The 25,909-nt window shown below is 65.8% G+C and carries 25 protein-coding genes; 11 read left to right on the top strand and 14 right to left on the bottom strand.

The features are described from left to right. Window positions 1–2 precede the first annotated feature (2 nt). A complete protein-coding gene (locus tag AC1DWU_RS04495; protein ID WP_477148770.1) occupies window positions 3–1,670 on the bottom strand; it encodes a tetratricopeptide repeat protein in 1,668 nt (555 codons plus the stop codon). A gap of 230 nt (window positions 1,671–1,900) precedes the next feature. Between AC1DWU_RS04495 and AC1DWU_RS04500 the strand changes: the two genes are divergently transcribed. The 5 genes from AC1DWU_RS04500 (at window position 1,901) to AC1DWU_RS04520 (ending at window position 9,436) form a co-directional block, all read left to right on the top strand. After that, on the top strand, window positions 1,901–3,817 hold the full coding sequence (locus tag AC1DWU_RS04500) for an autotransporter outer membrane beta-barrel domain-containing protein (protein ID WP_477148771.1): 1,917 nt from the start codon (window positions 1,901–1,903) through the stop codon (window positions 3,815–3,817). 1 nt (window position 3,818) lies between these two features. Continuing rightward, complete coding sequence (locus tag AC1DWU_RS04505; protein ID WP_477148772.1) at window positions 3,819–6,518, top strand: autotransporter outer membrane beta-barrel domain-containing protein; 2,700 nt, start codon at window positions 3,819–3,821, stop codon at window positions 6,516–6,518. Window positions 6,519–6,832: 314 nt separating this feature from the next. Continuing rightward, window positions 6,833–7,393, top strand: coding sequence for a GNAT family N-acetyltransferase (locus tag AC1DWU_RS04510; RefSeq protein WP_477148773.1), 561 nt, complete (start codon window positions 6,833–6,835; stop codon window positions 7,391–7,393). A 193-nt stretch (window positions 7,394–7,586) separates the two neighbouring features. After that, a complete protein-coding gene (locus AC1DWU_RS04515; protein ID WP_477148774.1) occupies window positions 7,587–8,237 on the top strand; it encodes a CoA pyrophosphatase in 651 nt (216 codons plus the stop codon). Further along, on the top strand, window positions 8,234–9,436 hold the full coding sequence (locus AC1DWU_RS04520) for a CCA tRNA nucleotidyltransferase (protein WP_477148775.1): 1,203 nt from the start codon (window positions 8,234–8,236) through the stop codon (window positions 9,434–9,436). The genes AC1DWU_RS04515 and AC1DWU_RS04520 overlap by 4 nt, the downstream gene beginning before the upstream one ends. Here AC1DWU_RS04520 and AC1DWU_RS04525 read toward each other — a convergent pair. Further along, entirely contained in the window at window positions 9,433–9,621 is a 189-nt protein-coding gene (locus tag AC1DWU_RS04525) for a DUF1059 domain-containing protein (RefSeq protein WP_477148776.1), read from the bottom strand. The two genes, AC1DWU_RS04520 and AC1DWU_RS04525, sit on opposite strands and share 4 nt — an antisense overlap. Before the next feature lie 185 nt (window positions 9,622–9,806). Here AC1DWU_RS04525 and AC1DWU_RS04530 point away from each other — a divergent pair, with 185 nt between their 5' ends. Further along, window positions 9,807–10,955, top strand: coding sequence for an HD-GYP domain-containing protein (locus AC1DWU_RS04530; protein WP_477148777.1), 1,149 nt, complete (start codon window positions 9,807–9,809; stop codon window positions 10,953–10,955). On the opposite strand, the gene AC1DWU_RS04535 is transcribed toward AC1DWU_RS04530, so the two are convergent. From AC1DWU_RS04535 to AC1DWU_RS04550, 4 genes are all read right to left on the bottom strand, one after another. After that, on the bottom strand, window positions 10,956–12,125 hold the full coding sequence (locus AC1DWU_RS04535) for an AAA family ATPase (protein ID WP_477148778.1): 1,170 nt from the start codon (window positions 12,123–12,125) through the stop codon (window positions 10,956–10,958). It lies immediately after the preceding gene. 96 nt (window positions 12,126–12,221) lie between these two features. Next, complete coding sequence (locus AC1DWU_RS04540; protein WP_477148779.1) at window positions 12,222–12,638, bottom strand: hypothetical protein; 417 nt, start codon at window positions 12,636–12,638, stop codon at window positions 12,222–12,224. 180 nt (window positions 12,639–12,818) lie between these two features. After that, window positions 12,819–13,688: an oxygen-dependent coproporphyrinogen oxidase gene (gene hemF / locus AC1DWU_RS04545; RefSeq protein ID WP_477148780.1), complete on the bottom strand. Its 870-nt coding sequence runs from the start codon at window positions 13,686–13,688 to the stop codon at window positions 12,819–12,821. Further along, entirely contained in the window at window positions 13,685–14,155 is a 471-nt protein-coding gene (locus AC1DWU_RS04550; RefSeq protein WP_477149058.1) for a tRNA (cytidine(34)-2'-O)-methyltransferase, read from the bottom strand. Before AC1DWU_RS04550 ends, hemF begins: the two co-directional genes overlap by 4 nt. Window positions 14,156–14,384: 229 nt before the next feature. On the opposite strand from AC1DWU_RS04550, the gene petA reads away from it, so the two are divergent. The 5 genes from petA to AC1DWU_RS04575 all read left to right on the top strand — a co-directional run bounded on the left by petA (window position 14,385) and on the right by AC1DWU_RS04575 (window position 17,994). Next, a complete protein-coding gene (petA, locus tag AC1DWU_RS04555; protein ID WP_477149059.1) occupies window positions 14,385–14,909 on the top strand; it encodes a ubiquinol-cytochrome c reductase iron-sulfur subunit in 525 nt (174 codons plus the stop codon). Between the two features lie 14 nt (window positions 14,910–14,923). Further along, the gene (locus AC1DWU_RS04560; protein ID WP_477148781.1) at window positions 14,924–16,213 is read left to right on the top strand and encodes a cytochrome b; all 1,290 of its coding nucleotides are present in this window, start codon (window positions 14,924–14,926) and stop codon (window positions 16,211–16,213) included. 17 nt (window positions 16,214–16,230) lie between these two features. After that, entirely contained in the window at window positions 16,231–17,076 is an 846-nt protein-coding gene (locus tag AC1DWU_RS04565) for a cytochrome c1 (RefSeq protein ID WP_477148782.1), read from the top strand. A 125-nt stretch (window positions 17,077–17,201) separates the two neighbouring features. Then, window positions 17,202–17,402, top strand: a complete 201-nt coding sequence (locus AC1DWU_RS04570) for a hypothetical protein (protein WP_477148783.1) — start codon at window positions 17,202–17,204, stop codon at window positions 17,400–17,402. A 61-nt stretch (window positions 17,403–17,463) separates the two neighbouring features. Then, complete coding sequence (locus AC1DWU_RS04575; protein WP_477148784.1) at window positions 17,464–17,994, top strand: adenine phosphoribosyltransferase; 531 nt, start codon at window positions 17,464–17,466, stop codon at window positions 17,992–17,994. A 3-nt stretch (window positions 17,995–17,997) separates the two neighbouring features. Here the strand turns inward: AC1DWU_RS04575 and AC1DWU_RS04580 are convergent, their stop codons facing one another. The 8 genes from AC1DWU_RS04580 to AC1DWU_RS04615 form a co-directional block, all read right to left on the bottom strand. Further along, a complete protein-coding gene (locus tag AC1DWU_RS04580; protein WP_477148785.1) occupies window positions 17,998–19,878 on the bottom strand; it encodes a sensor domain-containing diguanylate cyclase in 1,881 nt (626 codons plus the stop codon). 1,059 nt (window positions 19,879–20,937) lie between these two features. After that, a complete protein-coding gene (locus AC1DWU_RS04585) occupies window positions 20,938–21,300 on the bottom strand; it encodes a hypothetical protein (RefSeq protein ID WP_477148786.1) in 363 nt (120 codons plus the stop codon). Between the two features lie 8 nt (window positions 21,301–21,308). Beyond that, entirely contained in the window at window positions 21,309–21,866 is a 558-nt protein-coding gene (locus AC1DWU_RS04590; protein ID WP_477148787.1) for a MaoC/PaaZ C-terminal domain-containing protein, read from the bottom strand. Further along, window positions 21,863–22,387: a MaoC family dehydratase gene (locus AC1DWU_RS04595; protein ID WP_477148788.1), complete on the bottom strand. Its 525-nt coding sequence runs from the start codon at window positions 22,385–22,387 to the stop codon at window positions 21,863–21,865. Before AC1DWU_RS04595 ends, AC1DWU_RS04590 begins: the two co-directional genes overlap by 4 nt. 345 nt (window positions 22,388–22,732) lie before the next feature. Continuing rightward, complete coding sequence (locus AC1DWU_RS04600) at window positions 22,733–23,155, bottom strand: hypothetical protein (protein WP_477148789.1); 423 nt, start codon at window positions 23,153–23,155, stop codon at window positions 22,733–22,735. A 40-nt stretch (window positions 23,156–23,195) separates the two neighbouring features. Then, complete coding sequence (ychF, locus tag AC1DWU_RS04605) at window positions 23,196–24,293, bottom strand: redox-regulated ATPase YchF (protein ID WP_477148790.1); 1,098 nt, start codon at window positions 24,291–24,293, stop codon at window positions 23,196–23,198. Window positions 24,294–24,411: 118 nt separating this feature from the next. Then, window positions 24,412–25,146, bottom strand: a complete 735-nt coding sequence (gene pth / locus AC1DWU_RS04610; RefSeq protein ID WP_477148791.1) for an aminoacyl-tRNA hydrolase — start codon at window positions 25,144–25,146, stop codon at window positions 24,412–24,414. A gap of 61 nt (window positions 25,147–25,207) precedes the next feature. Next, entirely contained in the window at window positions 25,208–25,855 is a 648-nt protein-coding gene (locus AC1DWU_RS04615) for a 50S ribosomal protein L25/general stress protein Ctc (RefSeq protein WP_477148792.1), read from the bottom strand. Window positions 25,856–25,909 lie beyond the last annotated feature (54 nt).

Below are 25,909 nucleotides of genomic sequence, written 5' to 3' on the forward strand. Positions count from 1 at the left end.
GGTCAGCGCGCCGGCAGGCCGGCGTCGACCATGGCCTGGACGATCTGGTTGTTCCGCGCGACGTAGACCGGGCTGGCGTTGCGGTCCGGTGACCTTATGTTGACGGCGTTCGATCCCGGACGCAGGTCCAGCGCCTTGGCGAGTGCGGCCTTTGCCTCGTCGTGCCGGCCCAATTGCTGGTAGGCCGCGGCCAGGAGGAGGTGGCTGCGCCCCGAAGCCGGCGTTATGGCGATCGACCGCTGCAGCCAGGGGACCGCCGCCTCGTACCGGCCAAGCAGCTCGTTCGCCCAGGCGGCGCCGAGCAGCCAGGTCCAGCGCGAGACCTGCGGCGTATCGAACTGATCCGCCTGCTCGAAGGTCGTCAGCGCCTCTTCGAAGCGTCCCAGATGAAGTTGACCGAGCCCGGTGAGGTAGAGGGCCGAGCCGTTCCATGGATCGAAGCTCAAGGCATTGGCACAGGCCACGAGGCTGCCGACGAAGTCGTTGGTGGCAGAGAGCAGCCGGCAATAGGCTTCGAGGACCGGGATGTAGCGGGGCTTTACCTTGAGCGCCTGCTCCAGCAGCGACCGCGCGCGGGTTTCGGCCGCGGCGCGCTCTGCCTCGCTGTACCAGGTCATCTGGATGCCGCGGAGCTGCAGGCCGGCGAGCGCGACTTGCACATCGACGTTGTCCGGGCGGGCGGCGAGCGCACCCTCGAGCATCGTCTGCGCTGTGGCAAATCGCTCGCGCGTGGTGTGGTTGATCGAGGCCAGGGCCTGCTCGACGACCACGTCGATCTTGTTGTCGACCGAGACGAGCCGGTCCTCGCCAGCCTCGAGCACCGCGTTGAGCTGGCGCGCCAGCGGGTCGCCGGTTCCGGCGGCGAGCCGCGAGCGCTGCAGTTGCACATCCGGCAGGGCGGCCTCGACCGAGACGGTTGCGACGGACTGGACTTCGCCGGTGGCGGTCTTGAGCAGGCGGGTTTCGAGCGTCCAGGATTGCGGCCCCTTCTGCAGCTCGCCCTGTACCACGTAGTCCGAGGGCGTTGCGGCTGCGGCTTCGGCGGGCCGGGGTGCCACGACGCTGATATTGTCGATCCTCGCCAGTCCGTCGACCAGGCGGGCGGTTATGCCGGCGGCCATCGCGCCGCCCCCGGGGACGCCGCTCGCATCGACGATGGGCACGACGGCGACTATTCGCGGTGTTCGCTGCAGCGTCTGGCCGGGCGCGAAGACTGAGGCCGCGACCGCGAGGCCGATGATCGCCAGGGTGCCGGCAATGGCCGCGATGGTAACCGGTTTGCGCAAACCGAACAGGGAGGCGGACCGCCTGGGGGCGGGCGAGCTGCCGCCTTTCGACATGAGGTCCGCTGGGCCGGCGTCGGCGGTCGACACCTCCGCGGCGAACAGGTAACCGCGGCCGGAGACCAGCTTGATCATCTGGCGCTGTTCGTCGCCGAGCGCGGTGCGGATCTCGCGGATGCACTGGAACAGCCCGTCCTCGCCGACATGGATGTTCGGCCAGACCGCTTCCATCAGCTCCTGCTTGCTCAGCACGCGGCCGGGATTGGCGGCGAACAGGCGGAGCATCTCGAAGGTCTTGGGGCGCAGCCGGATAGGCGTGCCATCGCGACCGCACAGTTCGGCGCGCTCTTCGTCCAGCTCAAATCCGGCAAACCGGAACACCGTCATGCCCCTGGGCCCCCCGGCGTTCTCGATGCCCCGGCGCCCTACGGAATTCAAGCGCCCCGAGCGAAAGACACGAATTTCAGAAAAATTTCAGAACGCCACCCCGGCGCTTTCAGGACTTGGCTCGTGGGCAATGAGATGAAGCTGTGACGCCGGTGCTTCGCCGCCGCAGCCGCGACGCGGCGGGGCGGCAGGCATCGGCAAGGCTGACGATGGGTTCTGGGGGTGATGTCGTGACTGTTGATGGGATGGGGCTGCCGATTGGCAGCCGAGGATTGTCACTGGCTGGTCTCGGGGCTCTTGCGCTTGTGCTGGTGGTCGGCCTGGCACTGCAGCCTGGCACAGCCGTGGCGCAGAGCTTCACCGTCGTCGACGGCCAGACGACCGGCCAGCAGGTAATGCTCAATGTCGGCGACAGCGGTGTGATCGAACTGGGCGGGACCGTAAGCCCGGCGGCAGGCCAGACTGGCGTCATCATGGGCGCCGTCGACCAGATGCTCGACAACGCCGGCAGCATCGCGACCACCGGCGCTTTCGGCTACGGCGTTTACTCCCAAAACGCCGATGCCACGATCGACAACTCCGGCAGCATCGCGACGACGGGAGCGTTCGGCTACGGCATCTACTCCCTCGGCGTCGACGCCACGATCGACAATTCCGGCAGCATCACAACTGCCGATGCCTTCGGCTACGGCATCTTCTCCGCTGGCGCCGGTGCCACGATCACCAGCTCCGGCAGTATCGCGACAACGCAGTCTTTCGGTTACGGCATCTTCTCCGCTGGCGCCGATGCCACGATCACCAACTCCGGCGACATCGCAACAACGGGGGCTTTGGGCGACGGCATCTACTCCGCTGGCGCCGACGCAACGATCACCAACTCCGGCAGCATCGCGGCAACGGGGTCGATCAGCACCGGCATCAATGCCGCTGGCGCCGATGCCACGGTTATCAACTCGGGCGGCATCATCGCCTACGAGGCGATCCGATTTAGCCAGGGCAACGCTATGCTCAAGCTGCTGAGCGGAAGCGCGATACAGGGCTCGTTGTTCTTCTCCGGCACCGGCAACACGGTGAGTTTCGGCCCCGGCCTCAATGCGGTGATGACCTTTACCGGCGCCGGGATCCCCGGAACCATCGAGACCAGCGGCAACCCGTTCGCCATAGACGGCAACACCATCGCCGTGCTCGACCGGACCGGCTTCGCCCTCAAGGAGGACATGGCGCTGTCGCTGGCCGGCGATATCGCCGGCGCCGTTGGTCGCGGCACCAGCACCTGCCTCGCGGCGGACGGCACGCCATCCGGCGAGGCCGAGGACTGCTCGACAACGGCCTGGCTCGCTGGTTTCGGCGGCTTTGGTGGACGGGACGGCAACGAGAGCTCGGTCGCGTCCGCATACGGGCACGGTGGGGCGCTGGCCGGGGTGGAGTTCTCGCCGGGCGACGGCTTCACCGGCGGCCTGTTCATCGGTGGCGCCGCGGCGCGCGGCAGCGCCGGCACGGCAGATGAGACGGCGCTCTCCGGTGGGGTGGCCGGCGGCCATGCAGGCTTCGCGCGAGATGGCTATTTTGTCGATTTCTATGCCGCGATGGGCCTACTCGACACCGACAGCGAACGGACGGTCGCCAACAATTCGATCGATTTCGGGGTGTCTACGGCGAGCGGCACCGAGGGTGGCAGCTTCTTCAACCCCGCCGTCACCATCGGCGCCGACCTCGACACGGCGAACGGCATCCTGACGCCTAGCCTCAGGCTGCGCTACACCGCGCTGAAGCTCGACGGCTATGCCGAAACCGGCTCCTCGGACGAGCTCGTGGTCGACGCCCGCACGGTGCACGAGTTGGAGATCAGGGCACAGGCGGCGCTGGCGTTGACCCCCGTGGCGAGGGAAGCCGGCGAAGCTTCCTGGACGCTCAGGGCCGGTGCCGACGCCATTGATCGCCGCGGCGACGTCAGCGCCGAGTTGCTGGGGCAGGACGTCACATTCACCTCTGCTGCGGCCGGCACCCTCTATCGCGGCTTCGCGGGGGTCGATCTCGGCTACGCGCTTGCCGGGGGCGACAATCTGTTCGGCGATTTCGAAGTGCGGTTGGACGATCAACTCGGCCGATCGGTCGCTGCGCATGTGGGCCTCAGTGGTGCGTTCTGACATGGCTCGCGGGCCCGCACCCGGCCACGCCGGGATGGCGCTCGCTTCGCGGCGTGTTTACGGCTTGCGGGCGCTGCTATTGGCGGCGACGGCGTTGAGCGCGTCACCGGCGAGCGCCGTGGACCCGAGCGCCGTGCGGTGGGGTAATCCCGGCTCGGGCAGCTGGCTGGACCCGGCCAACTGGGACCACGGCAGTATTCCAGCCTCGGACGATACCCCGTACGTCGACAATGGTGGCAGGGCGCAGGTCACGGGCGGCGATGACGCTGTGGGCAACCATGTGATCATAGGCACGGGTGGCGGCAGCGGCGCCGTCGAGGTGAGCGGCCCCGGGTCCACGCTCACGGTCCTGAACAACATCTATCTGGGCGTTTATGGCCTCGGTACGCTTGATATCATCGGCGGCGGCGAGGTGAGCATCGGCGACACCGCCTTTGTCGGCCAGAATTACGACAGCGCCATGGGCGGCACCGGTCTCGTGACGGTGACCGGCCCGGGGTCGGTTCTGAATACCGTATCCCTCGCAGTGGGCTTTAACGGCAAAGGCACGATCGAGGTCACCGACGGGGGCACGCTGAGCGCTGAATGGTCCTATGTCGGTTTCCTGCCTGACGGGGACGGCAAAGTCGTGGTGGACGGCGCCGGGTCGAGCTGGTCCACCGGTGAGCTGACCGTAGGGCGGGAAGGCAAGGGCGCGGTCGAGATCGCTGATGGGGGCGTCGTCAGCAGCACGGCCGCCGTTATTGGACACGTCGCTGGGTCGTCGGGGAGAGTGCTTGTCGATGGGATCGGCTCGAGCTGGACCATCGCCGACACGCTGACGATCGGTGCTCAGGGCAGCGGTGGCCTGACGATCGCCAACGGGGCGGCGGTCAGTGCCGACGCCGTGACCATCGGCGACATGGGCACCCTGGTTACCGGGGCAGCGCCGGAGGAGGAGGCGGTTGCGGCCGGGACGCTTGCCACGGATAGCATCGAGCTGCGCGATGCTGGCGCCCGTCTCATTTTCAATCACATCGATGCCGAGTACATCCTTGATTCCGACATTTCCGGCGTCGGTGGGATCGAGCTGCTCGGCCCCGGCAGGACGGTGCTGAGCGGCAGCAGCCGAGACTTCTACGGCGAGATCAACCTGCTCGACGGCGAGCTGGTGGTTGATGGCTGGCTCGGTGGCGACATGACCTCGAAGGGCCGGCTGAGCGGCACCGGGATCGTGCGCAACGTCAGTGTCATCGGGGACGGGGTGATCGCACCCGGTCACGACGGCATCGGCACCCTGGCAGTGGAGGGCAACTTCTACATGGGCCCGGGCTCGACCTACCAGGTCGAGATCACCTCCGGTTCCAGCGACCTCATCCAGGTGATGGCGATTGCCTATGTCGAGGGGGCCGACATTATCGTGAAGCGTGGCACGGGGCCGTTGGCGCTGGGCGCCGGCTACATCATCCTCAGCGCCGGCGGCGGGTTCTACGGCAATTTCGGCGAGGTCACCTCGGACTATGCCTTCGTCACGCCCGAGCTCGACCTTAGCTCGGATGGCTTCAGCGACCTGTTGACGCTCGAATTCAATCGCAACGGCGTAGCGTTCGCCGACGTGGCGAAGACGGCGAACCAGGCGAGCGCCGCCGAGGCGATCGAGGCCCTGGGGACGAACAACGCCGCCCACAACACCATCCTCAGCCTCAACGGGGCCGAGGCGCGGGCGATGTTCGACGCGCTCTCGGGCGAGGGGCATGCGACGCTCAAGGGCGTGCTGATGGATAATGCCGGGCTGGTGTCGGACGCGCTGCTGGGGCGGCTGGATGCGGCACGGACGCTCGACGCCTCGGGCGTCGCCAGCGGGTATGCCGCCCTGCCGACGCTGCCGGAAGACGGCGGCAGCAACGCGATCTGGGGTCAGTTCTACGGCGGCCTTGGCGATCGGGCCAGCGACGGCAACGCGGCGGACGCCGCCTCGTCGTCGGGCGGGCTGCTGCTTGGCGCCGACGCCGCAGTGGGCGACTGGCAGATTGGTCTCGCCGCGCAGGCCGGGCAGACCCAGGTATCGATCGCCGACCGCGACACTGACGCGACGACCGCCGATCTCGGCGCCGGGTTCTATGCCGGGACGAGGTGGGGCGACACCGGGTTCTCGGTCGCCGGCACGGTGACGCAGCACACCATTTCGACTACCCGCGAGGTGGGCCTTGGTCTCAACGAGACGCTGACCGCCGACTACGGTGCGACCACCGGCCAGGTGGTTGCCGAGCTCGAGCACGAGTTCGATTACGGCGCTGCGAGCCTGACGCCCTTTGCACGGGCGGGCCATGTCATCCAGGCGACCGATGCATTCACCGAAACCGGCAACGGCGGTGGCGCAGCACTTTCGGGCGAGGCCGACGTTGTGAACCAGTCCTTCGCCACGCTCGGTGTGCGCGGCGCGTATCAATTCGTGGTGGGCCAGGGTGGTCTTGCGACATTCAGCGGTGGCATCGGCTGGCGTCGCGGCTTTGGCGAGGCGCCCACCGCGCAACTCGGGTTTATCGGCGGCTCGCCATTTACTGTTGCGGCCACCCCCGCCGCCGCCAACTCCCTGCTGCTCGAGGCCGGCTTCGACCTGGACCTCGGCAACGGCCTCGATCTGTCAGTCAGCTATCACGGAGACATCGCGACGACCGGCCAGTCGCACGCCTTGCGGGCAGGGGTGGGCGGACAGTTCTGACCCACCACCGGGCCGCGTTCGTCCTCCTCAAGCGTGGTCGCCTCGAAATCACCACGAGTTGCCAATAGCCCTGTGCACAGAACGCGTTGAGGACCGGGCGGGCAAAATCGGAGGAGGCGGTCTTGAAATTCGACTGCAGGTCCATAATTTTGCGTGGACGCATTGGCCGCGGTGATGCTAATGCGCTTTTCAGGCGTCAGGAGGCGCCCAGGATGGAGAAGGCTTTTCAGGTGACCCGACGACCGTAATCGGTCGGCAGCCGGCTTCGTTGGCCGGCACGTTTGTCCTCGTCTCTTTGTTCCTGGACCAGTCACATGATCGCGCCTTCCGTCTCCGTCGCTGCTGAAGCAGCGCCTCCGCAACTCGGCCTGCCCACCGTTCGTTTCGCAGCCGCCGCCGACGACCAGTTCGTTGAGGACCTGCAGGCGCTTGCCTTCGGCCCAGGCCGCTTTGCCCGGACGGCGTTCCGCGTGCGCGAGCAGTTTCCCATCGACCCCTCGCTGAGCCTCATTGCCGAAGTGAACGGCACAGCCTGCGGTTCGGTCTGGATGACCCCGATCAGCGTCGGCGGCATCGACGGCTACATGCTTGGCCCGCTGGCGACGCATCCGGATTTCCGCAAGCGCGGCGCCGGCAAGCTCCTCGCCAAGGAAGTGGCGCGGATTGCGCTGGAGCGCGGCCAGGGCAGCTTCGTGCTGTTGGTCGGCGACCGGGATTACTATTGCCCCCTCGGCTGGGTGCCGACGCAGCTTGGCGCCGTCCAGTTCCCCGGCCCGGTCGATCCGACCCGCGTGCTGGTCTACTCGAACGATCCGACGATGGCTGTGCGGCTTGCCGGGCCGATCAAGGCGTTCGGCGCGCGCATGCGTTCGTAGCTGGCGCGGCGCGCTGCCAGACCAACTTCAGCGAGCTTTTCGATTTCGTGCGGCGGACGCGGCCGGTCCGCTGAGAAGTTGGTTGCCGGGGACGTCTCTACGATCCGCGAAGTAGCCGCATCTGCGCCCTTGCCGATTTGCCGCATGACCTTGGCTGAAAAGTCTGCGATTTTTCGGCGGGAGTCTTTTTGGAGTGCCGGTCCTGGCCGACGACGCGCTTATTACGAGAATCGCCAGCCGGCTGCTGCGTGAACCCGAGCCGATCACGGCTGCGGCGGGGTTGCGGCCGGATTGGGTGCCCGAGACTCCGCCAGGCCGGCCACCGGTTGCGGCCGCCGTGCTGATTGCGCTCGTCAGGCGGGCCGAGGGGCTGTCGATTCTCTACACGGAGCGCTCGCCGGACCTGCGCTCGCATTCGGGGCAGATCGCGTTTCCGGGCGGCAAGGTCGACCCTACCGACAAGGATGCGGCGGACGCGGCGCTGCGCGAGGCATGGGAAGAGGTGCAGCTCGACCGCACCGAGGCGCGGGTACTGGGCTTCATGCCGCTCTACTATACCGGCACGAACTACCTGATAACCCCGGTGGTGGCGGTGGTGGAACCGACGCGGCCGTTCATCCCCAATCCGGGCGAGGTGCGCTCGGTGTTCGAGGTGCCGCTCGACTATCTGATGACGCCCGACAGCTATTCAACCTTCCACATCAAGCGGAACGGCCAGGAGCACAGCACCTGGCAAATCGAACATAGCGGGCTTGTCATCTGGGGGATAACAGCGAACCTTACACGTCGCTTCCACGATCTGGCGTTGAGCCCAGAAACGGATTGGAGCCCGGAGACCGGTTGAGCAAGCTGGGGGAAATCGACGATCGCCTGAAGCGCGCCGAGTGGCTGATGCGACCGGAAACGCAGCGCATCCTGGCTTTGCTCGATGGCGCCGACGGCCGCACGCGGGTGGTGGGCGGCATCGTGCGCGACACGCTGCTGGAGCTGCCGCGCGAGAACTCCGACATCGACATGGCGACCGAACTGCTGCCCGAGGAGGTAACGCTCAGGGCAGAGCGGGCGCGACTTTCGGTCTATCCGACCGGCATCGAGCACGGCACGGTGACGCTGCGCCTCGACACGCTCACCGCCGAGGTGACGACGCTGCGCGAAGACGTCGAAACCGACGGGCGGCATGCGGTGGTCAAGTTCGGGACCGACTGGAAGCGCGACGCGATGCGGCGCGATTTCACGCTCAATGCGCTCTATGCCGGGATGGACGGCACGCTGTTCGACCCCCTGCACGGGGTGGAGGATTGTCTTGCGCGCAAGGTGCGGTTCATCGGCAAGGCAGCGGAGCGGATCGCCGAGGACCGGCTGCGGGTCTACCGGTTCTTCCGGTTCTCGGCGAGCCACGCGAACGAGCAGTTCGATGCGGATGGGTTGGCGGCCTGTACCGCGGCTGCCGGCACGCTGGGACGACTGGCAGCGGAGCGGGTAGGGGCCGAGATGCGGCGGATGCTGGCGCTGCCGCGCGTCGCCAATACGCTCAAGGCGATGCGCGAGGCCGAGATCCTGCCGTTGCCGGAGACGGCGGTGCGGCTGCTGCATGGCTATGAGCGGCGCGTGCGGAAGCCCGAATACAGCGCGCGGCTGGCGATCCTCGTGTCCGAGCTGGGCGCCGATCGGCTGCAGGAGATGTGGCGGCTCTCCAATGACGACATCGGGACGGCCGAAGCCATCCTGGCCGCGGCGCGGTTGATTGCGGAGTTCCACTTGAACGAGGCTGCGTATCGCCACCCCGGGGCGCTGGCAGATGGGATCGACGTGGCGGCGGCGCTATCGAACTGGGGCGATGCCGGCAAGCTCGCCGTAGTCGAGCAGCTGCAGCGCATGGACGTGCCGCAGTTCCCGTTGCGCGGCAATGACCTGGTTGGCCTCGGCATGGTGCCGGGGCGCGAGCTTGGGGTGGAACTGGAGCGGCTCGAACGCGCCTGGATCGAGAGCGGTTTCGCCCTCGATCGGCAGGCGCTACTCGGGATGGCTGTGCCGCGGCGTTAGTGTACCGCCTCGCCCTTTTCGTGCACGCGGGCTTTGATCTCATCGACCATATTGGGCCGGATCACTTCCTCGCCATGCGTGGTGCGCAGGTGATCCGCGGCGCGGCGGACGACTTCCGCGGTATCCTCAGCCTGAGTGTGCCAAGTGCAGCCGGGAACGAGGGTGCCACATTCGAACGACTTCATGGTCTTTGCTCCATCGTTGGTGGCAGGACATGAAGCCACGGGAATGCGGCGAGGGCTGGGCCGAGAACGAGGCCTTGCCATCGATTCAATTTACTCGGTGATTTACGAAACATCTACGAATGTGATGCGTAGATGTGTTGAGCGAAATCACGTCTACACTCCAGTTGATGGACCAGAACGCACAAGTGTCGGAGCGAACGGATCGGGGAACGATCGTGTTCGTTTGCGACTCGCACTGCGAGGAGCATGGCAAGGCACTAGGCGGACAACTTGGTGCGCCCGTTCACCTGATTTCGGAACTTACTCTCGATGACCTGGCCGATGCCGAGCAGGTCGTCGTCGATGCTGATCTCCGCGACATGACGTCGGTGGGCCAGTTGAAGCACGCACTCGACCGCGTGCCGGCGATCAAATCCAGGACCTTCCTGATCGACGAAGGCCGCGGCGAGCGGTTGCTGCGCGTGCAGGCCAATGCGCTGGGTGCGACGCGTCACATGGTGCGCAAGTTCGCGCTGGCGGAGTTGCGGCGCGAGTATTCGATAACCGGGCGAGCGCGGCGGAGTTCGGCGGCGGAGGCAACGGTTCGTGCCGATGTCGGGGGCGTTTCGATCCTCGAGGCGGAACGTTCACTGGCATTGCTGTTCGAGGGGATGCTGGATGACGCGCCGCTGTCGATGCAGGGTGTCTCCGAGGTAGCGGCAGGCGTTCTGGCGACCGTCAAGGCAGTGGGGGCGGACGCGTGGCTGGCCTCGGTGCGCAAGCATCACGAGGGGACGTTCCAGCACTGCCTGCTAGTGACCGGCGTTGCCGCGGGATACGCCACTGGCAGCAAGCTCGGCGGCGGGCAGGCGGGCGCGCTGATGAATGCGGCGCTGTTGCACGATGTCGGCAAGGCGGTGATCCCGCGCCACATCCTCGACAAACCCGGCAAGCTGACGCCGGAAGAGTTCGAGGCGGTGAAGCTGCACCCAGGAGCAGGCTTCGACTACCTGAGCAAGCAGGGCGGCGTATCGCCGATGATCCTCGACGCGGTGCGCCACCATCACGAGGCCCTGGATGGCAGCGGCTATCCGGACGGGCTGCGCGGCGAGCAGATCACGCCGCTGACCCGCATTCTCACTGTGTGCGACATCTTCGCGGCGCTGGTCGAGACGCGGCCGTACAAGGAGACACGGACGCCGCAGGAGGCCGTGACCATGCTGGTCGACATGACGATCAGCAGCAAGGTCGACTACTCCGCTGTGCGGACGCTGGCCGGGAGCTTCGGCATCGGGTTGCCGGCCGCGTTCGGCGAAGTGGTGCGCGGATTCTCCGGCGCCCGGCCGCGGCTCTAGTCAATCATCGTCGAACACGCCCAGCGAGCTGAGCCCGCGGATGGCCGTGCCGTCCTCGGTGCGGATGACTTCGCGCGGGATGATGCCGCTCTCCTCGGCGATCGCGTCGGCCAGGGGCTGTGAGTGGGTGACCACCCAGATCTGCGCACGCTCGGCGGCTTTGACGATGGTGCGGGCGAGGGCAGGGAGCAGGCTGGGATGGAGGCTGGTCTCGGGCTCGTTGAGCGCGATGAAGGGCGGCAGGCGGTAGGAGAGCAGGGCGCCCATCAGGGTGAGGAACTGCAGCGTGCCGTCCGAGAGCTCGTGTGCCCAGAAGGTGCGCTTGGGGGTTTCGGGGAAGATCATGCCGAAGCTTGCGAATTCCTCCGGGTGAGGCACGACCAGTTCGGCGCCGGGGAAGGCGAGCTCGATGGCGGCGTCGAGGTCGACAGTCTCCTGCCGGATATGGCGCAGGGTGGCGAAAACTGCGGCGAGGTTGCTGCCGTTGGAGGTCAGCATTGGAGAGGTGACGGCGCGGGATGGCCGGCGGAGCGACGAGTCGACGTCGGTGCGGAAGCCGTGGAAGAAGCGCCAGTTGCTGAGTTCCTGGCGGACGACGGCGATCTCGGGATAGCCGCCGCGAACCGTGAACAGCGCGGTTTCGCTCGCCAGCGCTCGCTCATCGATGAGTTGGCGCTGACCGTCAGCGCCGCGGGCGAAGACGGCGTTGTTGCGCCGCTCGAGCAAGCCGACGCCCCTAGTGCCCTTCCGAAGCTCGATCGTTTCTTGCTTGATCTGTGCCTCGGTGGAAAAGGCAGCGGAGTCCGGTCCGGGGAAGCCGAGTTCGATCCGGTAGATCGGGGCGAAGTCGTCGAGCTCGAGGCGGGCTTCGAGCGTCAGCCGGTTGCCGCCCTCGTGGGCGCGGTAGCCGTCGGTGCGATGCATCGGGTTGAAGCTGCCATCGGCCGTGAGGTTCTTGCCACCGGCCCAGAAGATCGACCGGAGGCCACCTTCGCGGGCGATTTCATCGGCGAGGGTGCCACGTGCGGCGGAGTGCACCAGTTCGAGCGAGCGGTAGAGGTTGGTCTTGCCGACGCCGTTGCCGCCGATGAGGACGGTCAGCTGGCGGAGCGGGAAGCGGAGTTTTCGGACCGAGCGGAAGCCCTTGATCTCGACATCGGTCAGCGTCATCGGTCGGCCGGCTCCCTCGTGCCCTTAGGCAGATGTAGCGCGGCCGGCTGATGGATTGAAGCGGTCCGCGAGAGGTCTCGCGAACCGCTTGTGGCCTCATGAAACGTAGAGCTGGACCGCGCCATTACCGCTCGGGGTGATGTCGATGACCCGGTCGACGGAGATATGGTTCTGGGCGAGCAGCCGCATTGCGGCCGGGTCGGCCTTCAGGGCGTCGCGCAGCAGGTGGATCGACTGGTCGCTGGCATCGACTGCGTCGAACGCCTTGGAAGCGTCGCCGCCATCGGCCCAGGCCGTGTCGAACTTCACCACCGAGACGTTCCTCGCGTGCAGCAGGTCGGCGACTTCGGCGCGGTTGAAGATCTGCACCTGCGGGTCAAAATTGTCGACGGACATGCCGCTACCCGCCTTGGCGGTGTTGAATGCGGGCGTCGATGCGAACGCCGGGACGGCGGCCAAGATAACGGCTGCGGTGATGGCCGTGGCTCCCAGGCCTTTGAGAACTCTGTTCATTTGGAACTCCTCAGACAGCGGGGCTAAGCGCGGTTCCGTTGCGCTGGCTGGAACCGTTCGGGGGTGCATTTGCACCGGCCCCTGAAATCTAGGCGTGCCTCCGCGCCGGGGGTAGTTTCCGGCGGCTTAAGCTTCGGCAAGGTTGGTAAGGCGCGGAGACGGGCAAGAGCCCGCCGCGAGTCAGGGCCAGCGCACTTCCGGGGGCATCGAGGAGAGGATCGAGGTGACGTTGCCGCCCGTCTTCAGGCCGAAGGTGGTGCCGCGATCGTAGAGCAGGTTGAACTCGACATAGCGGCCGCGGCGGATCAGCTGCTCGTTGCGGTCGGCCTCGGTCCAGGGCGTCTCGAAGTTGCGGCGGGCGAGGGCAGGGTAGACGTCGAGGAAGGCACGGCCGACATCCTGGGTGAAGGCGAAGTCGGCGTCCCAGTTCCCGGTATTGTGGTTGTCGTAGAAGATGCCGCCGATACCGCGCGGCTCCTTGCGGTGGGGCAGGTAGAAGTACTCGTCGCACCACTTCTTGTAAGCGGCGTAGTCGACGCCGTGGGCGTCGCAGGCGGCCTTGTAGGCGGCGTGGAAGGCGACGCTGTCGGGATCGTCTTGCGTGCGCCGGCGATCGAGCACGGGGGTCAGGTCGCCGCCGCCGCCGAACCACCACTTGCCGGTGACGATCATGCGCGTGTTCATGTGCGCGGCCGGAACGTTGGGGTTCCAGGGATGGATGATCACCGAGACGCCGGCGCTCCAGAACTCGGCACCGGCCTCGGTATGCGGCATCTGGCGGGCGAAATCCTCGGAGAAGTGGCCGTGGACGGTCGAGATGTGGACGCCGGCCTTCTCGAACACCCGGCCGTGCAGCATTCCCATCTCGCCGCCACCACCGGCCTCGCGGGTCCAGGGTTCGATCTCGAACTTGCCGGCCGGGCGATCGGCATGCGGGCCCGTGACATCGGCCTCGACGGCCTCAAGGCTGGCGCTGAGCTGGTCGCGGAAGCTCCTGAACCAGGCGGTGGCGAGTTGCTGCTTTGATTCAATGTCGGCGGGTAATGTCATGTCAGGGCTGCAAAACCATTGGTCTGTCGCAGCGCCTCCCCTAGCACGAGGCTGCCGGCGACGGCCACGTTGAGCGAGCGCATATCTTGTCGCATGGGGATGCGGACGCGGAGGTCTGCGTCCGCCGCGACCTCCTCCGGGACGCCGGCGGACTCGCGACCGAGGAGCAGGACATCGTTGGGTTCGTAGGTCACCTCATAGGCCGAGGTGCTGCCCTGGGTGGTCAGCAGCGCCAGCCGGCGCCCCTCGGCCCGGCGCCAAACGTCGAAATGGGCATAGCTGTCGTGCTCGGTGAAGCGGGCGTGTTCGAGGTAATCGAGGGCGCCGCGCCGAATCGAGCGGGGCGAGAACTGGAAGCCTGTCGGGTGGATGATGTGCACCATCACTCCGAGGCAGGCGCCGAGCCGAAGCAGGGTGCCGGTGTTCTGCGCGATATCCGGCTGATAGAGGGCCAGATCGACCGTCATCATTCCTGACCTCCATGGTAAGCTTTTTGGCGGTTGCTATAGTGTCGCATCGGGGGAAAGTCACCCTGTCTCCGGCTGGACAAGCCCCATTCATAGTGTCAAAAGAACGCCCAAATCACGCGCTGTTGAGGGCGGGGGTTGGCTTTGGCTATGTGCCTGATGCCAACAGGCACCGAGGCGCTGATCAAGACACAACAGACGGAAGCTTACCTTGGCGACGCAATCCAATCTGGCACATCAGGACGCCCCTAATCCGGGACGGCGCGATTTTCTCTATATCGCGGCAGGCGCCGTGGGCGCGGTTGGCGTAGCCGGGGTGACCTGGCCGCTGATCAACCAGCTGAACCCCGACGCCTCGGTGCTGGCCCTTGCCAGCATCGAGTTCGACCTGTCGAGCATCCAGACCGGCCAGTCGGTCACCATCAAGTGGCGCGGGCTGCCGGTGTTCGTGCGCAACCGCACCGAGGCCGAGATCGCCGAGGCCAAGGCGGTGCCGCTGTCGGACCTCAGGGATCCCGAGACCGACGAGCAGCGCACCAAGCCGGGCCACGAGCAGTGGCTGATCATGATCGCCAACTGTACGCACCTGGGCTGCATCCCGGTGGGCGAGTCGGGTGACTACGATGGCTGGGCCTGCCCGTGCCACGGTTCGCAGTTCGACACTGCCGGCCGGATCCGCAAAGGCCCCGCACCCAAGAACCTGGTGCTGCCGCCCTATGAATTCGTCACCGACACGCTTGTGCAGATCGGTTAAGGGGACCCGACCAGATGGCTCACGAATCCAGCTACGTCCCCGGTAACGTCGTCGAAAAGTGGATCGACGATCGCCTGCCGATCATCCGGTGGTCCAAAGAACACCTGATGGACTACCCCACGCCGAAGAACCTCAACTACTGGTGGACGTTCGGCGCCATCCTCGCCTTCATGCTCGGCGTGCAGATCGTGACGGGGATCATCCTCGCCATGCACTACACCCCGCATGTCAGCCTCGCCTTCGACTCGGTGGAGCACATCCGTCGCGACGTGAACGGCGGCCGCATCGTCCAGGCCGTGCATGCCACGGGCGCCTCGATGTTCTTTGCGGCGATCTACATCCACATGTTCCGCGGCCTCTATTTCGGCTCGTACAAGGCACCGCGCGAAATCCTCTGGATCCTCGGCGTCGTGCTGTTCGTGCTGGTCGTCACCACCGCCTTCATGGGCTACGTGCTGCCCTGGGGCCAGATGAGCTTCTGGGCCGCGACGGTGATCACCAACATCCTGGGCGCCATCCCGGTGCTCGGCACGCCGATCCTCGAGCTGCTGCGCGGCGGTTTCGCCGTCGACAACGCTACGCTCAACCGCTTCTTCTCGCTGCACTACCTGCTGCCGTTCATCATCGCTGCGGTGGTGGTGCTCCACATCTGGGCGCTGCACGTGCCGGGCAACAACAACCCGATCGGCGTCGAGGTGAAGTCGAGCCGCGAGGCAGTGCCGTTCCATCCGTACTACACGATGAAGGACCTGTTCGCGGTGGTGGTGTTCTGCATCCCCTTCGCGTGGTTCGCCTTCTTCGCGCCGGATATCCTGGGGCACCCCGACAACTACATCATGGCGAACAGCCAGGTGACCCCGGCGCACATCGTGCCCGAATGGTACTTCCTGCCGTTCTACGCGATCCTGCGTGCCATCGACTTCAACATCCTGTTCATCGACTCCAAGCTCGGCGGCGTGATCTTCTTCGCCGGCGCGATCCTGGTGCTGTTCTTCGTGCCGTGGCTCGATACGTCGAAGGTTCGCTCTGGCACGTTCCGCCCGATCTTCAAGTGGTTCTACTGGCTGTTCGTGGCGAACTTCGTGTTCCTGACCTGGCTCGGTTCGGCGCCGGCCGAGGGCATCTACGTGCTGCTGTCGAAGCTCGCCACCGCGTACTACTTCGCCTACTTCATCATCGTGCTTCCGCTGCTCGGACGCTTCGAGACGCCGCGGCCGCTGCCGACGTCGATCACCGAGTCGGTTCTGGCCAAGCACGCAGCGCCTGTCGCGGCGACCGCCGCAACAGCGTCGACGACGCACTGACCCGGGGCCCAACGGCAATGATCAAGACCAAAACCATTATCGGCGCCCTGCTGGTGAGCATCCTCTTCGCGGCGGTTCCGGCCGTTGCGCAGGAGGGGCACGCCACCCCGGAAATCCACAAGGAAGCCTGGAGCTTTGCGGGGCCGTTCGGCACCTATGACCGCAACCAGCTGCAGCGCGGCTTCCAGATCTTCAAGGAAGTCTGCTCGAGCTGCCATTCGGCCCGCCTGCTGGCGTTCCGCAACCTCAGCGAGCCGGGTGGTCCCGAGTTCACCGAGGGCCAGGTGAAGGCTCTGGCGGCCGAATACGAGATCGCCGATGCGGACGCCGAGGGCGGCAAGCGCCCGGGCATCGCAGCGGATCGCTGGCCGTCGCCGTTCGCCAATGACCGCGACGCGCGCGACGCCAACGGTGGTGCGCTTCCGCCGGATATGTCGGTGCTGGCCAAGGCCCGCGGCACGACCCAGCCGTTCCCGTGGTGGATCCTCAACTACTTCACCGCGTACTCGGAAGGCGGGCCGGACTATATCCATGCGCTGCTCAACGGCTACGTGGACCCGGCTCCCGAGGGTATCGAGGTGCCGGAGGGCAAGCACTATAACACCTACTTCCCGGGGCATTTCCTCGGCATGGCGCCGCCGCTCAGCGACGGCTCCGTGACCTACGAGGAAAGCGAGAGCGGCAGTGTGCCGCTGACGGTCGACCAGTATTCGCGCGACGTTGCGGCGTTCCTGATGTGGGTGGCCGAGCCGCACCTCGTGGCGCGCAAGGAAGCGGGCTTCCAGGTGATCGCGTTCCTCCTGGTGTTTGCGACGCTGATGTACCTGGTCAAGCGCAAGCTGTGGTCCAGGATCGAGCACTGATCCGACGCGTCATCTGAGTTCCAGAGGGCCCCGCGGGGCCCTCTGTCGTTCCGGCCGGCGGAGCCCTTGCGATCACCAGCCGCATCGTTGATATTCGCCGGTGCAGTATTTGCAGGAGGCCCCACATGTCGATCATTCGCAGCGCCGCCACGGCTGCCGCCCTTGCCCGCACAGTGATCGCCCATCCGATGGTGCGCGCCGGCATCGCCGCGGCGCCGCTGCTGCTGACGCCCAAGGTCAAGGCCGCCGCCAAGGACGTGACGCTCAGCACGGCCTACAGGGCCGGGCAGCTGGCTCGGAAGATCGTCGACAGCACCAGGCGCTAATCGTTCCCGGTCCGCATCGGACCATCCATTCCCTCGTTTTCCAACAAGCCGCAGCACCCATATGCTCGACCTCAAATCGCTCGTCCGCTCGATCCCCGACTATCCCAAGAAGGGGATATTGTTCCGCGATATCACCACCTTGATCGAGGACCCTGATGGGTTCCGCGAGAGCGTCGACCGGCTGGCCGGCCTGCACAAGGACCTGGGGATCACCCATGTCGCGGGGATCGAGGCGCGTGGCTTCATCTTCGGGGCGGGGGTGGCGATTGCGCTCGGCGTCGGCTTCATTCCGGTGCGCAAGAAGGGCAAGCTACCCGGCGAGACCATCGGGCAGAACTACGCGCTGGAGTATGGGGTCGACACCATCGAGATTCATGCGGACGTGATCGGTCCGGGCGACAAGGTGCTATTGGTCGACGACCTGATCGCGACCGGCGGCACGGCGGTGGCGGCGGTGTCGCTGCTGCGGCGGACGGGTGCCGAGGTGTCGCATTCGGGCTTCGTCATCGACCTGTTCGACCTGGGCGGCGCCGACAAGCTCCGCGCCACCGGGGTCCAGGTCGAGGCCCTGATCCCGTTCGAGGGGCACTAGCTCTCAGTGCACGACGCGCAGGCTGCGCGGGACGACGCGGAAGCGGCGGCGCCAGGCGCTGACGCGGTCGCGCCCGGCGGTCTTGGCGGCGTAGAGGGCTTCGTCGGCGCGTCCAATCAGTTCGGCGGCGCTGCGCTCGGTTTCGCCTGGTGTATAGCTGGCGATACCGAGGCTGACGGTAATCCTGCCGGTGCTGCTGGCTTCGTGCGGCAGGGCGAGCGCAGCGAGGACATCGCGATAGTCGTTGGCGAGGCTATCGGCGCCGTCTGAATCGACTTCGGGCAAAACGACCAGGAACTCTTCGCCACCATAGCGGGCCACGAGATCGGCCGGGCGGCGGAACATCTGGCCGAGGCACTCGCTGACCGCCTTGAGGCAGGCATCGCCCGCCAGGTGGCCGTAAGTGTCGTTGTAGGCCTTGAAGTGATCGATATCGAGCAGGATGACGCTGATCGCGGTATTGGCGCGGAGGCTCCGCGCAATCTCGATCTCGAGCCGCTGATCGAGGGCACGGCGATTGACCAGGCCGGTGAGGGCGTCGGTGGTGGCTTCCTGCCGGAGCCGCTCGGTGGCATCGAGCAACTCCAGTTCGGTGCGCTTCAGCCGCGTGATATCGGAGACGACCACCATCGATACGCCATCCGGCGACGGGCGGGTGGAGACGCGCAGCCAGCTGCCGTCGAACAGGTGCACCTCCTCTTCGGAGTCGCGGTAGAGCGAGGCGGCGATCTCATCGGTCCAGGCGGCCACGTCGGCGGTCGAAGCGCCCACCTGCTGCTCGCGGCGCTCGACAGCCGCGGCGAGGATGTCGCGGATATGGGCGCCCGGGACGCGTACATCGGAGGTGAGGGGGAAGAGCTGCTGGTACTGCGCGTTGCAGAACAGCAGCCGCCCGTTGCGATCGAACATCGCCACGCCATCGGACATCTGCGCCATGGCGAAGGAGAGGACGCGTTGGCGCTCGTCGAGCTCGATCTCGAGCTGCTTCTGCTTGGTGATGTCGCGGTTGTGGGTGATGAGGCCGAACGGCTGTCCTCGGCTGTCGTTGAGCGGTACCTCGAGTGTCTGCAACCAACTGGTGGTGCCGTCAGGGTGTTCCACGGCCCGCTGGTACTCCGAGGGTCCGCCGGTGGCAGGGGAGTGTCCCGCCGGCGGCCGGGCGCCGAATTCATCGCTCAAATGGCCAATGAGAGCGGCCGGTCCGGAAACACCCAGCAGCTGCGCAGTGGCGGGATTGGCGACGACGAAACGGCCCTCGAGATCGCTGACGCTGATGCTGTCGGGCAACTCGTCGATCACCTGGCGATAGGTCTGGTTGTCGCGCCTGGCGGCGCGCAGTTCTTCCTCGTGGGTCAGGGCGAGGCCGGAGAACAGCACCGCCAGGAGAAGCAACAGGCTCTGCGTGCTGACGATCAGCGGCCAGTCGGCGGCCCGGACGCTCGCCGGCGCCAGCACCGTGACCGCAATGGCTATGGCGGCGGTGGACAGGGCAAGGGCAAGCGAGTGCCAGCGAGCGAGGCGGAGACCGCGCCGGCGGCGAACCAAATGGGCGAGCAGGGCCGTGATGGTGACCAAGCCCATCGCTGTGAGGCCTACCAGCACGCCTGCGCCGCCGATCGAGAGGCGATAGGTGATCGCAAAGGTAGTGGCGATCACGGCGGAGATGGGGCCGCCGAAGAAGGCGGCAAGGGCGAGCAGGCAGGTGCGCAGATCGAAGAAGATGCCTGGTGCAAAATGCACCGGGAACAGCATGGTCGTGACGGCGCCCAGGCCCATGGTGACGCCGAAAGCGGCTTCGACGGCACGTGGCCCAAGGCGCTCGAAGACGTCGCGAAGTTGTGTCCAGGCGCTGACGAAAAATGCGACCACGGCCACATTGGTCATCAGGCTATACCAAGGCGACTCCATACCGGGCAGACCTCGCTGAGCGGGTGAGGCAACAGATGTCGTAGGCGAATTGTGCGCCTGGGCGCATAACGAAGCACTAAAGGGTTGAATAGAAAGCCTAGCGGCTCATACGCGTTACCCACGCGTTATCTGCCGGGACGCGGGAATTCGTGCCCGCAGGTCGGGCGCTGTTCGATTGTTTCGGTTAATGGGGTGTATCCGGCCTGGCCGGCGCTGCTGGCGGCAGCTGCATCGCTGATTGGATTCCGGCGAATTGCCCAATGTTTCCGCGATCCCGTCGGGAAAAACTCAGCCGCAAATCTGTGCTCCAGGCGCGCTTGTCAGATGCGTTTGCGGAAGGGATTGTGCCGTTATGTCTGCTCCCCCGCACGTACTGGTCGTCGACGATGACCAGGAAATCCGCAGGCGTGCGCCGCCCCGGGCTTGCGCTCCGGCTGGTACGGATTGGCCGCCGGCCTGCCGCTCCAGGCGGCCTTGTTGACTGGGGTAGGGCGCTGGTAGGTCATGAACTTGGGCATGGACAATCTCCTTGCCCGCCGCGACAGTTACGCGCGAACGGGCTCAAGTTGTGGCGCGCAACGAAGCAATGCTCCGGACCGTCCACAGGTTAGCGATGAAGTTCAGTGGGAGATTGGACGCCAGGGACGTCGGACAGAGTCAGCCCGTCATCTGGAGCGTTGTTGAGACCGGCATCCGCGTATCATCCGCCGCTCGCGATGCGAGGGAGGGGATAGCTCGGGCGTCCGCAACAGTGCTCAGATCATTTTCGGGCAGTACTTCCTCTGGAAGGCGCGTTGTTTAGCGCTGGAGGGCCGGGAGGTCAAGCTGGAGGGTCGTGGGCCGGGCGCCACCTTCTCCCCTTGTGGGAGAAGGTGGCGCGCAGCGCCGGATGAGGGGACCCGCAACCCCAAGGTTGCGCGATCGGAGCGAAGCGACGAGTGACAGAGTGCGCGGACAGAACCCCTCATCCGCCCTTCGGGCACCTTCTCCCACAAGGGGAGAAGGCGATCTCCGAGACGCCGGTGGCCTTGGGCATCAACCGCGCGGTGTGCAGGTGAGGACGTTCTTTTCTGCGGTGAAGAGCTGCAGGACGTCCCGGCCGGCATCGTCGAAGCCGAGGATCGCGCTGGTGATGCCGGCGCCGGCGACGAGATTGCCATCGAGGAAGGTGACGCCGTTCGAAGCCATCTCTGCAGTGCCGCTGCCCGAGGCCGTGCTGCCGTAATTGGCCGAGGCGTAGCCGTAGGAGCCGGCGTAAATGGTGAGCAGCCCGGCGCGGGTGCCGTCGATAATGGCGCGGCAACCCCAGTTGCCTTCGACGCCGACGCCGGTCAGCGACTGCGCAGCGGCGGGCGCGGCGAGGAACGCGAGGGCGGCAAAAGCGATGGTGAGGCGCATTAGGTGACTCAACTCCGTTGGGTCAGCAACTTCCCCAATCCGGGGATTTTGGTCAACGCCTCAAGAACCCGTAAGTGTGGCGGCATTTTGTAGTCGCGGAGCTTGGAGAAGCCGACCAGTTCGGCATGGTAGACTTTTTCGCCGCGCTGGTTCACCGCATCGAGGCTGTTGAACAACAGGCCCCAGCCCGGAATCGAGTTGGACGCCCGCTTGCCGGTGACGGTGAGCGTGTAGGTGACGGTGTCGCCAGGGCGAACGGGCGACTTGAATTCCATCTTGTTGACGCCGGGGGAGGGGCCGGAAACGCCCGGTTCCTGGCCGAGATCGCGCAGGCGGACTTCCTCGGCATCGAGCGCATCGACCATCTTGCGGTGCCCCACAAGGACCGTGTGCCAGCCCGAGGCGATGACGCCACCGAAATGGCTATGCGCGGCGGCGGCCGGATCGAGATGGAAGTACTGCGGATCGTACTCGCGGCCGAAGCTCAGGATCTCGGCTTCGGTGAAGGTGTGGCTGCCGAGCGGGAACGGCTCGTCGATGGTGATGTCTTCGAACCAGCGGGTCATGCAGGTCCACCGTGTTCGACGTCATAAGGCTGCTCGGGCTGGGCCTGGGTGCCTTCCTCGGGGTCGCGCGACTCGACCAGGTTGGCGAGGCGCATGGTCATCACCGGCTGCCCCTTCTGGTTCTTCACGTCGAGGTCGATGGCGACGATGCCCCATTGCGGGTGGTGGCGGGAGCGGCGGAGCTCGGCGACGGTGGCCGTGGCCCAGATGGTGTCGCCCTTCATCACCGGCTTCTTCCACTTGAGGTCGGAGAAACCGAGTCCGCCGGCCGAGGCGATCTTGCTGAGGAAATTGTCACCGAGCAGGCGCAGGGTCAGTGCCGCGGTCTGCCACCCGGAGGAGGCGAGCCCGCCGAGCAGCGACCGCTTGGCGGCTTCTTCATCGAGGTGGAACGGAAACGGATCGAACTCGCGGGCAAAGGAGATGATCATCTCCTTGGTCACGAGGGTCGAGCCGAGATTGATGGTCTCGCCGACGACGAGATCCTCGAAATGGCGGCGGTCGATCGTGACTGGGTTCATCGCGGGTTGACGTATACGTCAATCGTCAGCCGGGGTGCAAGCTCGAGGCGAGGGCGGCTGCGGCGGCATAGGATCGAAGACCGATCACCCGATGGCGGGGAGGTGTGCCTCGATCGCGCGGCCCACGGCGGCCGAAAATGACGCGAGCGCAGCACTGTCGGCGCTCAGGCGGTCACGCAGTTCGCGTGGCAGTTCGAGCTGGACCCCGGCGCGGCGGATGGTGGAGCGATGACGGTGACTGGCGAGTCGCGATCGATCAGACGGATGGCGTAGCTGACGCCCTCCGTCTCGGAGGCTGCCAGTTCGGCAAAGCTCTTGTAGCGATCTGAGATCTCGGGTGCTCCCTTACGCCAGGCCCCAGATGATCGCCACGCTGACGACGGTGCAATAGATGACGAAGTTCACCGCGAACAGGCCGAGCAGCCAGACCGGAAGGCGTCGGGTGGCGTCGGCGGAAATCACGCCGATCCAGAGCAGCAGGCCTACGGCGCCGATGACCAGCGCGAAGATCACCACGAACCAGCCGCCGAGGATGTTGGCGATGGCGAGGATCACCGGGGTCAGCGCAGAAGCGATGACCGGCCCGATCACCCACACGGCCTGCTTCTCGCGCCAGAGAACGGCGACGATCACCCCAAGCACCAGAAGCGCGAAGCCGACCGTCGGGACGATGGTGAAGGGGCTGACGGTGCCGGCGGCAAGCGCCAGCGGGCCCGCGAAATAGGACGACACCATCGGCCACCAGGAGCCGAAGATCTGTTCGAGCATGACACAGCTCAGGGGTTATGAGTTAAAGTGCTGAAATCGCTTAGGTATTGAACTTGAACAACATCACGTCGCCGTCCTTGACGACATATTCCTTGCCTTCGTCCCGCGCCTTGCCGGCTTCCTTGGCGGCGACTTCACCGCCCAGCGTGACGAAGTCTTCGTAGCCGATGGTCTGGGCGCGGATAAAGCCGCGCTCGAAATCGGTGTGGATGACGCCGGCGGCCTGCGGGGCGCGGTCGCCCTTGTGGATGGTCCAGGCGCGCGTCTCTTTCGGGCCAACGGTGAAATAGGTCTGCAAACCAAGCAGTTGGTAGGCTTCCCTGATCAGGCGATTGAGGCCGGGCTCGTGCAGTCCGAGGCTCTCGAGATACTCGGCCTGCTCGGCATCGGGAAGCTGCGCGAGCTGGCTCTCGATCTCGGCGGAGATGACGATGACGGCGGCGTTATGCTGCTTGGCGTATTCCTCGACCTGCTTGGTCATGGCGTTGCCGGTGGCAGCCGAGGCCTCATCGACGTTGCAGACGTAGAGCGCAGGCTTGGACGTGAGGAGTTGCAGCTCGGTGAAGGCCTTCTCTTCCTCGGCGGAACGCTGCACCAGGCGCGCCGACTTGCCGTCGCGCAGCAGCACCAGCGAGCGGTCGATCAGATCGAGCGTCGCCTTGGCTTCCTTGTCGCCGCCCTTGGCCTTCTTCTCGACGCCGGCGCGGCGCTTCTCGAGGCTTTCGAGGTCGGCGAGCATCAGCTCGGTCTCGACCACTTCGGCGTCGGCGAGCGGGTCAACCTTGTTGGCGACGTGGATGATGTTGCCATCCTCGAAGCAGCGCAGCACATAGGCGATGGCGTCGCACTCGCGGATATTGGCGAGGAACTGGTTGCCGAGGCCTTCGCCCTTCGATGCGCCCTTCACCAGCCCGGCGATGTCGACGAAGCTCATCTTGGCCGGCAGGATGTTGATCGACTTGCCGATCGTCGCGAGCTTGTCGAGGCGCGCGTCAGGCACTGCCACCTCGCCGGTGTTCGGCTCGATGGTGCAGAACGGGAAGTTCGCGGCCTGGGCGTTGGCGGTGCGGGTCAGCGCATTGAAGAGCGTCGACTTGCCCACATTGGGCAGGCCGACGATGCCCATCTTGAAACCCATGACAGTCTCCGGAATTCGTCATTGGAGGCGCGAAAGCGACCGCGCCAATTGTTGCGCTTCACATCGGTTGAAGAGGCGCGGAAGTCAATTGGTTTGGTGTGCGTGGGAGCTCCACGCACTAGTCCTTCCCGAACAGCTTCTTCAGCATGTCGGCCATCGGTCCGGTCTCCGGTACCTTGGCCTGCGGCTCACTCGGCCGGGCGGCTCGGATGTGGCTCTGGGCCGGGGCCTTCTTGCGGGTCGGGTCGGCGGTTTCGGGGCGCTGGGCGCGGTCGGCGCCGTCGCCCTGGGTGGCGATGGCAAGCTTGTTCATCAGGCCGTTATCGTCGCCCTTGACGATCATCGCCGCGTTGTCGGCCACGGCGTCGAGAAGGGGGATCAGCCAAGCCTGCTGCTCGGCCTTGGAGAAGTCGCCGAGCACGTGCGGCATCACCAGATCCTTGTGGCCCGGGTGGCCGACGCCGAGGCGGATGCGGCGGTAGCCCAGCCCGATCTGCGGGTCGATCGAGCGCAGGCCATTGTGGCCGCCATTGCCGCCGCCGATCTTGATGCGGGTCTTGCCCGGGGCGAGGTCGATCTCGTCGTAGAGGACAGAGATGTCTGATGGCCCGAGCTTGTAGAAGGTGGCAGCCTTCTGGACGCTGTCGCCGGAGGAATTCATGTAGGTCTGCGGCTTCAGCAGCAGCACCTTTTCGCCATCGATGGTGCCTTCGGAGATCAATCCCTGGAACTTCTCGCGGAAGCCCGGGAAGCCGTGGCGGCGCGCGATGGCGTCGACCGCGAGGAAACCGATATTGTGGCGATTGTTGCGGTATTTGTCCCCGGGATTGCCGAGGCCGACGATGAGATGCATCGGCTAACTTCCAGGCAGCAGGGCAGGGTGGGAGCGGACATCAAGCCCGCTCCCGAAGTGCTTACTCTTTGGCTTCGCCATTGGCGGCCGGAGCGGCTTCGCCCTCGGCGGCACCTTCCTCGGCTTCCTCGGCCTTGAGGCCCGACGGAGCGACGATGGTGGCGATCGTCAGGTCGTCTTCATGGCTGTGGTCGGTGGCGCCGGCCGGCAGCTTGATCGACGAGATGTGGACGCTGTCGCCGACATCCATGCCGGTGAGATCGACGACGATCTCCTCGGGGATGTGGTCGGCGTCGACGGTCAGGTCGAGCGTGTGGTGGACGATGTTCAGCACACCACCGCGCTTGATGCCGGGCGACAGTTCATCGTTGATGAACTTCACGTGCACCTGGACATTGAGCTTGGTGCCCTTGCCGACGCGCAGGAAGTCGACGTGCAGCGCCTTGTCCTTGACGGGATCGAGCTGGTAGTCGCGCGGAATGACGCGGTGCTTCTCGCCATCAACGTCGAGGGTGACGATGTGGGAGAGGAAACCACCGGCGTAAATGCGCTTCATGGCTTCGTTGTAGGAGATGGTGATCGGAAGCGGGGGCTTCTTGTCGCCATAGATGACAGCAGGGATGAGCCCCTCACGACGCAGTGCACGAGCGGCCCCCTTGCCCACCCCGCTCCGCGCCTGAGCCTTGAGCTCCGTAGCAGCAGTAGCCATTGAATGATCCATTCATGGGTTGGTGTGAACTCTGAGAAGTCAAAGCTCACGCAC

It is taken from the genome of Devosia sp. P2_G7, assembly GCF_056403495.1.